General features: G+C 34.6%; 14 protein-coding genes. 10 read left to right on the forward strand and 4 right to left on the reverse strand.

What is annotated here, in order from left to right:
* Positions 1-63: 63 nt before the first annotated feature.
* Positions 64-1,632 carry a DEAD/DEAH box helicase gene (locus CVO_RS01495; protein WP_159569610.1) on the reverse strand — a complete coding sequence of 523 codons (1,569 nt, stop codon included), beginning with the start codon at positions 1,630-1,632 and terminating at the stop codon, positions 64-66.
* Positions 1,633-1,907: 275 nt separating this feature from the next.
* Between CVO_RS01495 and CVO_RS01500 the strand changes: the two genes are divergently transcribed.
* Together CVO_RS01500 and CVO_RS01505 are read left to right on the forward strand one after the other, a co-directional pair.
* Entirely contained in the window at positions 1,908-2,099 is a 192-nt protein-coding gene (locus tag CVO_RS01500) for a hypothetical protein (RefSeq protein ID WP_152299932.1), read from the forward strand.
* On the forward strand, positions 2,096-2,479 hold the full coding sequence (locus tag CVO_RS01505) for a DoxX family protein (RefSeq protein WP_159569612.1): 384 nt from the start codon (positions 2,096-2,098) through the stop codon (positions 2,477-2,479). Before CVO_RS01500 ends, CVO_RS01505 begins: the two co-directional genes overlap by 4 nt.
* 3 nt (positions 2,480-2,482) lie before the next feature.
* Here the strand turns inward: CVO_RS01505 and CVO_RS01510 are convergent, their stop codons facing one another.
* A complete protein-coding gene (locus CVO_RS01510; protein ID WP_159569614.1) occupies positions 2,483-3,040 on the reverse strand; it encodes a CDP-alcohol phosphatidyltransferase family protein in 558 nt (185 codons plus the stop codon).
* A gap of 150 nt (positions 3,041-3,190) precedes the next feature.
* Between CVO_RS01510 and CVO_RS01515 the strand changes: the two genes are divergently transcribed.
* From CVO_RS01515 to CVO_RS01550, 8 genes are all read left to right on the forward strand, one after another.
* Positions 3,191-4,396, forward strand: coding sequence for a hypothetical protein (locus CVO_RS01515; RefSeq protein WP_159569616.1), 1,206 nt, complete (start codon positions 3,191-3,193; stop codon positions 4,394-4,396).
* A 57-nt stretch (positions 4,397-4,453) separates the two neighbouring features.
* Entirely contained in the window at positions 4,454-4,696 is a 243-nt protein-coding gene (locus CVO_RS01520; RefSeq protein ID WP_159569618.1) for a FeoA family protein, read from the forward strand.
* Positions 4,689-6,827 (forward strand): ferrous iron transport protein B, encoded by a 2,139-nt coding sequence (gene feoB / locus CVO_RS01525; protein WP_159569620.1) that lies wholly within the window; start codon positions 4,689-4,691, stop codon positions 6,825-6,827. Before CVO_RS01520 ends, feoB begins: the two co-directional genes overlap by 8 nt.
* Before the next feature lie 64 nt (positions 6,828-6,891).
* Positions 6,892-7,554, forward strand: coding sequence for a response regulator transcription factor (locus tag CVO_RS01530; RefSeq protein WP_152299926.1), 663 nt, complete (start codon positions 6,892-6,894; stop codon positions 7,552-7,554).
* Positions 7,555-7,572: 18 nt separating this feature from the next.
* Positions 7,573-8,850, forward strand: coding sequence for an ArsS family sensor histidine kinase (locus tag CVO_RS01535; RefSeq protein ID WP_152299925.1), 1,278 nt, complete (start codon positions 7,573-7,575; stop codon positions 8,848-8,850).
* Between the two features lie 215 nt (positions 8,851-9,065).
* Positions 9,066-9,347, forward strand: coding sequence for an HvfA family oxazolone/thioamide-modified RiPP metallophore (locus CVO_RS01540; RefSeq protein ID WP_159569622.1), 282 nt, complete (start codon positions 9,066-9,068; stop codon positions 9,345-9,347).
* A 226-nt stretch (positions 9,348-9,573) separates the two neighbouring features.
* Entirely contained in the window at positions 9,574-10,065 is a 492-nt protein-coding gene (locus CVO_RS01545) for a gluconate 2-dehydrogenase subunit 3 family protein (protein WP_159569624.1), read from the forward strand.
* Positions 10,062-11,720, forward strand: coding sequence for a GMC family oxidoreductase (locus CVO_RS01550; protein ID WP_159569626.1), 1,659 nt, complete (start codon positions 10,062-10,064; stop codon positions 11,718-11,720). The genes CVO_RS01545 and CVO_RS01550 overlap by 4 nt, the downstream gene beginning before the upstream one ends.
* Positions 11,721-11,751: 31 nt before the next feature.
* On the opposite strand, the gene rsfS is transcribed toward CVO_RS01550, so the two are convergent.
* The gene (gene rsfS / locus CVO_RS01555; RefSeq protein ID WP_152299921.1) at positions 11,752-12,087 is read right to left on the reverse strand and encodes a ribosome silencing factor; all 336 of its coding nucleotides are present in this window, start codon (positions 12,085-12,087) and stop codon (positions 11,752-11,754) included.
* Positions 12,072-12,620 (reverse strand): nicotinate (nicotinamide) nucleotide adenylyltransferase, encoded by a 549-nt coding sequence (nadD, locus tag CVO_RS01560; RefSeq protein WP_159569628.1) that lies wholly within the window; start codon positions 12,618-12,620, stop codon positions 12,072-12,074. The genes rsfS and nadD overlap by 16 nt, the downstream gene beginning before the upstream one ends.
* Between the last annotated feature and the right edge of the window lie 52 nt (positions 12,621-12,672).

The raw sequence follows: 12,672 nt of genomic DNA on the forward strand, positions 1-12,672 counted from the left end.
GAAGAGTATAGGGTGAAAAAACCCGAAATTAGTTTCGGGTTTGAGGTTTTTAAAAAAAGATTCTTAATCTCTGTTTCTATTGCGGTTTCTGTTATCGCTGCCTGAACGGCTTCTCTCTGCGCTAGAATTACTGCCTCTGTATCCACCACCTGAACGGCTTTTTTCTCCTGAACGACTTCTCTCACTACTGCCGCCTGAACGACTTCTGTTTCCACGAAAGCCTCCACGACTGCCGCTTTTGCCTCTTGTATCTTTTCTGTTGCCTGCTCTCTCTAGTATTGCAGCTAATTTATCAGCTGGAATACCGATAGTGTTTGGACCGGCTATTGTTTGTTTGTCTAAAATCATAGATACAAGTTTAAACATAATAGTCTCTTCATCTATATCTTGTTTTAACAGATCAAGAACCTGATGTGCTTCATCATAAATTTTTTGATCTTCTATATTTGTAACAATAGATTTTAGATTATTTGCTCTTAAATCATTTTTGCTTGGAACAAATGCGTGAGTCATAGTGGTTCCGATTTTTGTCTTAATACGCTGAAGCTCTTTAAATTCTAGCGGAGTCAAAAGTGTGATCGCTTTACCTTTTGTTCCTGCACGCCCTGTTCGCCCGATTCTATGAACATAAGATTCAGGGTCAAATGGAATATGGTAGTTAAATACATGCGAGATGTTATCTACATGGATACCGCGAGCGGCAACATCAGTAGCAACCAAAACATTGACATTATTGTTTTTAAAACCTTTTATTACAGTTTCACGCTGACGCTGCTCCATATCTCCATGTAAGCCGTTTGCCAAATATCCCGCATTTGAGAGAACATTTGAGAGTCTGTCAACTTCGCTTTTTGTTCTACAAAAAACAACCGCTTTTTTACAATCTTCAGAATCCATAAGGCGAATAATTGCATCATCTCTCTCAGACTCTTCAATTACATAGTACTCTTGGTTGATGTCTGTATTTGTTGTTTCACCCTGTGTGATACTAATAAACTCAGGATTATCCAAGATTCTCTCAGCAAGAAGTTTGATAGGTTTTGGCATAGTAGCTGAGAAGAGAAGTGTTTGACGATTTGAAGGAAGATAAGAGAATATTTCGTTAATATCATCTAAAAATCCCATATCAAGCATCTCATCTGCTTCATCAAGAACGACGATGCTAGGAGCAAAATCTTTTAACAGGTTCTTCTTAAGAATGTCAAGAAGTCTTCCCGGAGTAGCAACAACAACGCTCGCACCTCTTTGGATAAGGTCGATTTGTCTGTTGTATGAGCTGCCGCCGTAAACTGTTACTGTTCTGGCACCTATATTTCTTCCGTATTTAAAGAGCTCGTCACTGACTTGGGTTGCAAGTTCACGAGTCGGAGTGATAACAAGTATGCCTACGCCGTCTTTTGTGTCTATGTTGTTTAGTGCAGGAAGACCGAAAGCCGCTGTTTTACCTGTTCCTGTGTGTGCTTGACCTACTATATCGCGACCTGCTAGTACGAACGGTATTGCAGCTGCTTGAATAGGACTTGGAATCGTAAATCCAGCATCCTTGATACTGCGAAGTATCTCTTTTTTTAATCCTAGATCATCAAATGTGATCGCTTTTTCTTCTGTTTTTGTTTGTGCATTTTCTTGCATCGTTTTCCTTTAGATAGGAGCTGATACAAGCATGTCATTAATGACAAGGCACCTTCCCCTAAAATATTTAGCGAATTATACCCAAATATATTTTGTTTTTAATTTAAATAAATTATATTTGAAATTAGTTAAGTTTATATTGTGTAGAAAAATACAATAAAATAAATTTATATTTAATCATTATTTTAAGTAATTAAGGAGAAGTTACATAGTTTTTAATTTTTAGATATTATTATAAAAATATAAATATGACAAACAAAGGAGATAATTTATAAATGCAAATACAAACTCAATACAATTATGAAAAAACATGGAGAACAACAAATGAAGATGATCTTTTAAAGATAATAGAAGAGGAGGTTGGAAATGCTGATCCAAAAGGTACTCTTGATTATGTAAAAGAAGTTATAAAAAAAGGCAAAACTATAATGGTTGGCAACTGTAAATTTAGAGAGGAAAAAAAATGACAAATGATATTGCAAAATTAATTTTAAGACTGACTGTTAGTATTATGATGCTTTTTCACGGACTTGAGAAGATTATTAACGGCATAAGCGGGGTAAAACATTTAACAACAAGCGCGGGATTTCCAGAATTTTTTGCTTACGGTGTATATGTAGGTGAGATAATAGTACCTATTTTTATACTGCTTGGAGCCTATGTTCGAGCAGCATCTTTGGTTTTGGCGCTGAATATGATGTTTGCTATCTTTTTAGCATATGGAAATTCACTATTTTCATTAGGCAAGCATGGCGCACCGGTTTTTGAACTTCCTTTTTTATATCTTATTATGTCAATTTTGATATTTACGCTTGGAAGCGGAAAGTATGCGTTAAATAGTAAATAGTCATTAGGGGTGCGGTACTTTGATTTTGGAATTAAGACTCCATCCGATAAGTACCATAGCTATAAGTACAATGTAAGGCGATATAAATCCATACGCTGCTCCTAAATAGACAAACCAAAGTAAAATTGCACCAAGGGGAGTAGGAACGCCTGTAAAAAATTTCTCAACTTCCCCTGCATCTGCATTTATGTTAAATTGTATAAGTCTTCTAAGTCCTGATATTACATAGTATATGCTTACTGCTCCGGCAATGGCAACCCATAAACCAGAAAAACTGCTGTTATAAACAGCTTGAAAAATTAAAAATACCGGAACAAGAACAAAACTTAAAAAATCTGCAAAACTATCTAGCTGTACTCCAAACTCATTTGAGAGATGATACTTTCTGGCAATTTTGCCGTCAAATATATCAAAAGCTCCACCCACCCATGCCAAAATAACAGCTGCAAAAAAATTGTTTTGAGTAATAAAATAAGTAGCTAAAAGTCCTGCTGTAATATTTACAAAAGTAAACAAATTTGCCAGGTTAAAATGAGATGTGTCTGTAAATAAAAATTTCATAATATAGCCTAATTAAAATATATAAAATTATACCAAAATTTACGAAAGCGCATTATTTATAAAATTTAAGAAAAATAAAAATATTAATAATTCTATAAGTTGATATTGATTATCATTTCTAAGTTAAATATAAATTAGAAAAGAGTCTTTATGAATAATTTAAGAAAAAATATTTTTACGGCTTGTGCTTTGACATCATGTGCTATAGCTGTAGCTAATGAAAATGTAAATATTGCACAAAACGAGATTTCAAATATAGGTGAAATGTTTGAAAATGGCAGAATGTCGGGTGAAATAAGATCTATGTACGCAGGATACAATAAAAAACAAGCAGGTGAAAATGATATATATGCTACTGCGCTTGGCGGTTATTTAAAATATGAATTAGCAACTTTAAAAGGTTTGAGTGCTGCTGCAGCTTTTTCAATATCTCATGATATAAATTTTGCAACAGGGGGGGAGGGTGTAAAACAAAATCCTGAACTCTCCTCATCAGAAGGCAAATATACAATTCTTAGTGAAGCGTATCTCAATTATAGTTATGATAGTTTTAATTTTCGTGCAGGCCGTCAATTGATTGACACTCCTTTAGCTGACAGTGATGATATTAGAATGATAGCAAATACTTTTGAGGCTTACATTGCAACCTATCAGGTTTCCAATTTTAATTTTATAGCAGGAAATCTTCAAAAATGGCAGGGTGTTGACAAAGGTCTAGATGATGAATGGATAAAAACAGGAGAAGATGGAACATGGTTTGGCGGTATAATGTACAGTGATGGGATTATAGAAGCGAATGCATGGTATTATAATATAACAAAACTTACAAATGCTGCTTATTTTGATATAGCTTTAAATTATGAAATAGATAGTGACATCTTTATTTCAGGAGCTTTTCAATATCTAAATGAAAAAGAGATAAGCAGCAGTGGCACAAAAGCTGATATTTATGGCGCGTCTGCAGAATTTTCGGCACATGGTTTGATTTTAGGGGCAGCTTATAATAAAGCTGAAAAAAAAGCGAATAAAGAGAGTTTTAGCGGATTTGGAGGCGGAACACTTTTCACAAATATGGATACGATGATTTTGGATGAAATAACATATAATGATAAAGCAGAAGCATTAGTGGGAAGCATAGGTTATGAGATAAATAATTTGATGTTTATGTATGCTTATGGCGATTTTGATAGCAATAAGGCTCATATCGTAGAACAAAATATAGGTATTGAATATAGCTTGATTAAAGACAGATGCTCGCTCCGCGCTATTTTTGTAAATCAAAAAGATAAAGAAAATGTGCTAAAAACAGAAAATGATTGGGATAGGTTTGAGTTGATGGCTGCATATCGTTTTTAATTTAACCGATATTTAACATGATATTTATTATCATTAATAAAAAGATAAGAAGAAAATATGTCTAATAAAACAAAAAAATTAAGTGATTGCAAAAAAGCTTGTATTGTAAAAGTTGTTAAGCTCAATGGTGTTTCAGAGTTGAAACAGAGGCTGATATCTTTTGGAATCATGAAAAATGCTGTTATTGAAGTTTTAGGCTATGCTCCGGCAAAAAGTACTATGGAGATAAAAGTAGGCAAAATGAGCATAGCTCTTCGTGCTAAAGAAGCAGATTTAATAGAGGTGCAAAAATATGAGTAAAGATATAAAGGTTTGTCCTTTAACGGCAAAACATATAAGGGTTGCATTGGTCGGTCAGCCAAATGTCGGTAAAAGTATGCTTATCAATTCTATATCAAATGCAAAGCTGCATGTGGGGAATTTTACTGGTGTGACAGTTGAAAAATCAGAAGTTCTTTTTGATTATAAGGATTATCACTTTACTATTGTAGACCTTCCAGGAACATATGCATTTACAGATTATACAATAGAAGAGCGTGTTACTCATGACTATCTTTGTGCAGAGAGTTATGATTTAATAATAAATGTAGTAGATTCTACAAATCTGGAAAAAAATCTTCAATTGACATCTGAACTTATGAGCATGAATAAAAATATAGTTATTGCGCTTAATATGAGTGATGAAGCTCTAAAAGAGGGGATTGAAATAGATAATGAATTTATGTCTCAGCTTTTAGGCATACCATGTGTAAAAGTTTCAGCTGTAACAAAAGAGGGAATCGCTGATCTTCTCGAAGCTCTTATTGTACAGCATGAAGCACCAAAACATGATACAAAACTTGTTTTTAGCGAAGCAGTTGAGGAGGAGATATCTGTTATAGTTGAGTATTTAAAAAAACATAAGTACGATGCCGCGAATTCTTATAGAAATGTTGCAATTAATCTTTTAAAAAACAATAAAAAAACATATATAAAAATTCATGACAACCCAATTTGGACAGAACTTCAGCCTATTTTGATAGAAGCATCCAAGCATATAGAGCTGCATCATAACAGCGATGATATAAGAGAAGCTTTTGCCGAGGAGTATGCTTCGTTTAACAAAGGGGTAGTTGCTGAGGTTTTAAAACAAGAAAAAGAGCCTTATAAAAAAACTGTTACTGATAAAATCGACTCTTTGTTAATACATCAATTTTTTGGAATTCCAATATTTTTATTTTTTATGTGGGCTCTTTTTCAGCTTACATTTGAAATCGGCTCTATTCCTATGGAGTGGATTGACGGCTTTTTTGGATGGTTTGGAGATGCAGTAGGTGCTACAATAGCCAATGATGCTGTTCGATCTCTTGTCGTTGATGGTATTATTGCGGGTGTAGGTGCCGTTGTGCTGTTTGTTCCAAATATTGCTATTCTTTTTATGGGAATTGCACTTTTAGAGAGTACAGGTTATATGTCAAGAGTTGCGTTTTTGCTTGATGGATTTTTCCATAAATTCGGCCTTCACGGGCAGTCATTTATACCGCTTGTAACTGGTTTTGGCTGTTCCATACCTGCTTATATGAGTGCAAGAATTTTAAAAAATGACCGAGACAGACTTTTAACGCTCTTTATCATTGGATTTATGAGCTGCGGTGCCAGACTTCCTGTGTATGTGCTTTTTGCAGGTGCATTTTTTTCCGAATCAATGGCTGGAAATGTTCTTTTTGGAATTTATATTACTGGAGCTATGCTAGGGCTTTTTGCTGCAAAAATATTAAAAATGACAGCATTTAAAGGTGTAGATGAACCTTTTGTTATGGAGATGCCAAAATACAGATTGCCTTCGCTTAAGCTGATTTGGCATACAGTTGTCACAAAAACATTGATGTACTTGAAAAAAGCAGGTACTTTTATTGCTGCAGCTTCTATCCTTATATGGTTTTTAAGTAATTATCCTCACAATGCAGAGCTTGAAGAGAGATATGCTTTAAAAATTGAAAATGCTATCAATAAAGAAGAAAAACAGCATTTTAGTAATAAATTTTTAGAAGAAAATTTAGAACAGAGTTATTTAGGACAAATCGGTAAATTTTCAGAGCCTGTTTTTGCTCCACTTGGATTTGACTGGAAGTTGAGTGTAGCGCTTCAAACAGGGCTTGCTGCAAAAGAGGTTGTTGTTTCAACTCTTGGAGTTTTGTATGCTTTAGGCGCTGATGTGGATGAAGAGAGCAGATCGTTAAAAGATATCATTTCTAAAAATATCTCTTTTCCATCTGCGGTCGCATTTATTGTTGTGGTTATGATATATTTGCCGTGTTTAGCAGCTTCAGTTGTATTTACTCGTGAAGCTGGAGGAATAAAATACTTTTTTTACCTTTTGGCTTTTACATCTTTAGTAGCTTATTCACTCGCTTTTATCGCATTTAATGTCACTTCCATGATACAAGGATAAGAGAATAAAAAATATTTCATAAATATTAACTACTTATTAGTTCATATCTGTTAAAATTTAATTTATGAAAAAAATATTAATGATTGAAGATGATTTAGAATTAGCGGAGATACTTACTGAGTATCTGCAGCAGTTTAAGTTTGAAGTCGTCACTGAAGACGATCCTTTTAAAGCAGTAAGTATACTTAAGTTAGAACCTTTTGATTTGGTTATTTTAGATTTAACTCTTCCGGGTATGGACGGCTTAGAGGTTTGCGAAGCGATTCGTGAAAGACAGGATATTCCTATTATTATCTCATCTGCCAGAAGTGATGTTACAGACAAGGTAAAAGCGCTTGAGCTTGGGGCAGATGACTATCTTCCAAAACCGTATGATCCGAGAGAACTTGAGGCTAGAATATATTCGGTTCTAAGACGCTATGAAGCAAAATCACAGCAAAAAGAGGAATCAAAAAGTGACTTTAAGTGTGATCCATCATCAATGATGATCTCATATAAAGGTAGAAATATTGACCTTACTAAAGCAGAATTTGGCATTTTGTCTTATATGATTTCAAAGCAGGGTTTGGTTGTTTCAAGAGAAGATTTGATACATAATGTAAATGCTATAAATGAGGATTCATCCAATAAAAGCATTGATGTAATGGTTGGAAGAATTAGAAATAAACTTGGAGACAAATCTCTTATAGAATCGGTAAGAGGCGTTGGTTATAAGCTTCTTAAGTAATTTTTAGGAGCTGAGGCTATGCGTCAACATGCTGTTTTAATAACTATTTTATTTACATTTACAGTTACATTAGTGAGTGTAAGTGTGGTTTTTTGGGAATTTTTTCAACAAAACAAACAGCGTTATATAAACAATATTTTTACAAAACATACAGCTATCATTCAGATATATCAAGAACATCAACAAAAACAAAATCCGCAGATTATGCTTGAAGCAAATTTGGCAATATACGGCTTTGTTTTGAAAAAAGACAAAGAGATAGTAGAAATTATTTTAAAAAATGCAAAAATTTTAAAGAAAAAAAATTTTCAAAGTGTCGATGCTTCTTTAATGTTTTCACAACAAGGTTTTTATACTAAAAAAGTTATAACTGACTTAACAACTAGTATGTTGGAGTTTAATAAAAAAATATATTTTTATATCCAAAATCCGTCATCTTCAATACTAATTCTTGATGAAGAGTTAAAACCCTACAAATATTGGCCCGTTGCATATTCTTATATGATAATTATTTTAATAATCACATCATCATTTGTTTTGATACTTCAAAGATTGCGTCCGCTTATTAGACTTAGAAAAAAAATTGCGCTTTATGGAAATGGAGATATGAATATATCTTTTAAAACAAGAGGACATGATGAAATTTCATTAATTTCAAATGAACTAGAAGCAGCAAGAGAAAAAATAAATATTATTTTAGAATCAAGAACACTCTTCTTGCGAAATATAATGCATGAGTTAAAAACACCTATTGCAAAAGGCACAATTGCAACACAAATGCTTGAATCTCAAAAACAAAGAGATAGATTTAGTTCTATTTTTGGTCGTTTAGAGTCTTTGGTAAATGAATTTGCTCTTATAGAAGAGGTAACAAGTCTCGGAGATAAAACAGATTTTGCAGAGTATCGTTTGATAGATATAATTGATGGTGCTATTGATATGGCTATGGTTGATGAAAAAAATGTTACTGTAAATAATGTTGAAGCAACCCATAAAATCAGTGCAAATTATAGACTATACACTACAGCTATTAAAAATATGATTGACAATGGGATAAAATACTCAACAGACAACCATGTAAAGATTTTGATAAAAAACGGTGAGCTCTGTTTTGAGAGCAAAGGAGAGTGTATCGCACACCCTTTACAATACTATATAGAACCTTTTACTAAAGACAATCCGGCGAAAAATAGTTTTGGGCTCGGTTTGTATCTGGTCGATTCTATTTTAAAAGTTCATAATCAGGTGCTTGCGCATGAATATGAAAATGGTATAAATCGTTTTATTTTTGCATAAATTTTAAAGCGTAAAATAATGCAATGCATAGATGTTTTAAAATAAACATTTTTTGTATTATTATGAAAACATTTGAAAAAAATCAAATCATTAAATTCTCAAGAAAAAAGATACAGATTTTATAATATGTGACTGTATCTAATCGTTATCACATAATAAATTATTATAGTTGTGATACAATAGTTTTTGATTTTACAATACAAAAAGGATAATATATGAGAAAGTTGAATTTTTTATCATTAGTTGCAGCGGTTGCAATGGTTTTAAGCATTAGTACTACGACGGTTAATGCCGAAGGAATGAAGTGCGGCAGCGGCAAGTGCGGTAATGCAAAAAAAGAGATGAATCAAAATGGCAAATGCGGTGATTCAAAAAAAGAGATGAACCAAAATGGCAAGTGCGGTGATTCAAAAAAAGAGATGAAGTGTGGCAGCGGCAAGTGTGGTAATGCAAAAAAAGAGATGAATCAAAACGGCAAGTGCGGTAAAGGAAAATAAGGCTCTGATTAATACCGCCTTTTAAGCAGAGTTATTCTGCTTAAAAATATTTGTCTTTCTCCTTTTCAAAAAGATTTAAAATATCTTTCATCTCTCATGCTTTTTTGCTTATTTTTGTATCTTATGGAGCAGGTAAGTTTAGTCTTGATAGATTTCTTTTTAATGAAAGAATAGATAAATTTCCAAACTTGTAAAGTGTTTTGAAAGAATATAGGTACAATAAAATATGATTTTAAATACGCGAAGAAATTTTTTCAAACAAAGCTTTTTAGGTGGAGCTGTTTTGCTTTTTTGCAACTCCTCTTTATATGGAGCGGCAGAGCCTTTAAAAACTCTCACACTTGTTCAAGAAGATCTTTTTCCAAAAGCAAAGGAGCTCTATGTCGATACAGCTTCTTATTTGCTGCTTATTTTAGACCATTCAAGAATCACTGCTTCATACAAAGAGTTTCTTCGCAACGGTGTACAATGGCTTCATGAAGAGTCTCTAAAACTTCACGGCAAACTTTACTATAATCTTTTAGAACAGGAGCGGCAAGAGGTTTTACAAGAGATTTCAGAGTACGGATGGGGCGAGTCATGGGTAGATGCTCTTTTGACTTACACTATGGAAGCACTTCGGAGTGACGCAGTTTACGGTGTAAACAAAAGAGATGCGGCGCAAAGATGGCTTGGGTTTCGCGCGGGTTTACCGCGTCCAAAAAGAGCGTATCTATGATGTACGATATTTGTATCATCGGAAGTGGCGCTGGTGGCTCGCCTGTCGCTTATGAGCTGAGTCGTGCAGGCTTTAGTGTAGTTGTGCTTGAAAAAGGAAAAGAGTACAAAGAAGAAGATTTTAACAAAGATGAGCTGGCAGTTTCGCGGCGTGAGCTTTTTACGCCCGACCTTAAAGATGAGCAACATGTTATCTATGAACTAGATGAGAGTAAAGAGCGCAGAAAATATTTAGGAAGTGAGTACCAATGGAGTTTTTGGAACGGCTCTATGGTGGGAGGTTCCTCAAATCTTATGAGCGGTTATTTCCACCGTATGAAGCCAAATGACTTTAAGATTCTCTCGGCTTATGGAGAGATAGATGGCGCAAATATAGTGGATTGGCCTCTCTCTTATGAAGAGCTGGAACCATACTATGAAAAAGTTGAGCGCATAGTCGGTGTTAGCGGGGAAGTGATTTTGCACTCTTTTTTAGAGCCAAGAAGCACCTCTTGTTTTCCTTATACAAAACTTGAAGAAAACGGAGTTGCAAAGTGGTTTGATGCTGCATGTAAATCTCTTAACTTTGAGAGCATTCCGACTCCGCGGGCAATAATTCCACATGCGGCACTAAAGCGAAACGGATGCTCTTACTCAAACTTTTGCGGGAGTTACGGATGTGCTACGGGCGCGAAAGGGAGTGCCAGAGCCGCACTTCTTCAAAAGTGTAATGCGAGAGTTATTGCCGAAGCGTTTGTCTATAAGCTTGAGAGTGATGCAACAAAGGTTACAAAAGCACATTACTATGATAACGACATGAAGACGCATGAAATTAGTGCAAAAATCTTTGTTTTAGCCGCACAAGCAATAGAGAGCTCACGATTGCTCTTAAACTCAAAAAATCGCTTTTTTCCTTACGGTTTGGCAAATAACAATCATCAAGTAGGAAAAAATCTTATTTTCTCAGGCGGAGGAGCAGGGGAAGGGCGATTTCGTTTTGAAACGCTTACGAACGAACAGCAAAAAGAGCTTATGGAGGTCGGTCTTTTCTTTAACCGCTCCCTGCAGCAGTGGTATGAGTATAAAAAGAGCAGTAAAAAGATTAAGGGCGGAACTATAGACTTTTTGTTTGAGCATCAAAATTTAGTTACCCGCATAAAAAGAGCTTTTTATGATGAAGTGGGAAAAATTCTTTGGGGTAAGGCTCTTGAACAAAAAATTTATAAAGAGCTTACGACTTCAAGAGTTTTGAATTTTGAAGTTTTTAATGATTGGCTTCCTACGGATGAGTGTTTTGTGGGCATCGAAGAAGATGTAAAAGATAAGTATGGCATCCCCGTGGGCGCAATACATCTCTACAGCCATCCTCATGATAGAGAAGTCGGTAATGACTTGGCAAAAAAAGCTGTGCAGGTGTTGGAAAAAATGGGAGCCTCTGAGATAAGCTACTCCATCTCCTCTGCGCCTCCGCCAAATCTTGTGGCAGGAGGCTGCAGATTTGGAGAGAATCCTCAAATATCCGTACTTGATAAAAGCTGCAAAGCGCATGCACTAGAGAACCTTTATGTAACAGATGCGAGTTTTATGCCCACGGGAGGAAGCGTGCCTTATACATGGACTATCTATGCGAACGCTTTTCGTGTAGCAGATATTTTACGCAAAAGATTGGAGTCTTAAGTTTCTCTTCTTTTGAATTGATAACTGTTTTTTAAAGCGGCATGCCTTCTTTGCCCTCGGCAAGAGAACTTAAAAAACTCTCCATATCGTATTTTACTCTGTACTCAGGTGTCATAATATGGATTAGAATATCTCCCAAATCAACAACAATCCAGTCACTGCTCTCATCTACATTGATAAATTTTTCTGCAGGTTTGAGCTCATTTTTTAGGTGGTCTAAAAGAGCCATCGTATGTCTTGAACCGAGTGATGATGCGATAATCGCATAATCTACAAAATAGTTTTTCTCTCTAAGGTCAAAAACCTCTATATTTTCTGCTTTGTTTTTGTCTAAAACTTCGGTTATTTTTTCTATTCTGTTTTGCAATAGTTTTCCTTGTAAAAATTATATATCTCTTTTGCGCATTTTTTTGGCAGTTTTGAGATTTCAACACACTCTCTAAGTTTTGTTGATGATATTTTCTTATCAACATCCAGTCTTAAAAACTGATCTGAAATCTTAATATTGTCTCTTGGAACCACTATGAAAGTTACTAACTCTTTGAGTTCATCATATCTATTCCACTTTTCAAGTGAAGCAAGATTGTCAGCACCTATTACAAGGTATATTTTTTTATAACTCTTTAATAGATATTTTACACTCTCGATTGTTGGTACCGGTCTCTTTTGTAACACCTCATACTCTGAAATTTCTACATTTTTATACTCGCCAAAAATCTCTTTTAGCCATGTAAGCCGTAAAGCTGAAGGAGCATAAAATTTTGACTTAAACGGATTTAGATATGTAGGCATTATGACAACTTTGTCAATATCTTTGAAGTTTATCAAAGCCTTAACTATTGCCTCATGACCGATATGCGGCGGGTCAAAAGAGCCGCCAAAAAGTGCGATTGTTTCCATATTTAAAGCGAATTGTAACTAAATTTAGGTAAAATTGCTCAATTTTTATTTT

The organism is Sulfurimonas sp. CVO, from assembly GCF_009883775.1.
Lineage (GTDB): Bacteria > Campylobacterota > Campylobacteria > Campylobacterales > Sulfurimonadaceae > Sulfurimonas > Sulfurimonas xiamenensis.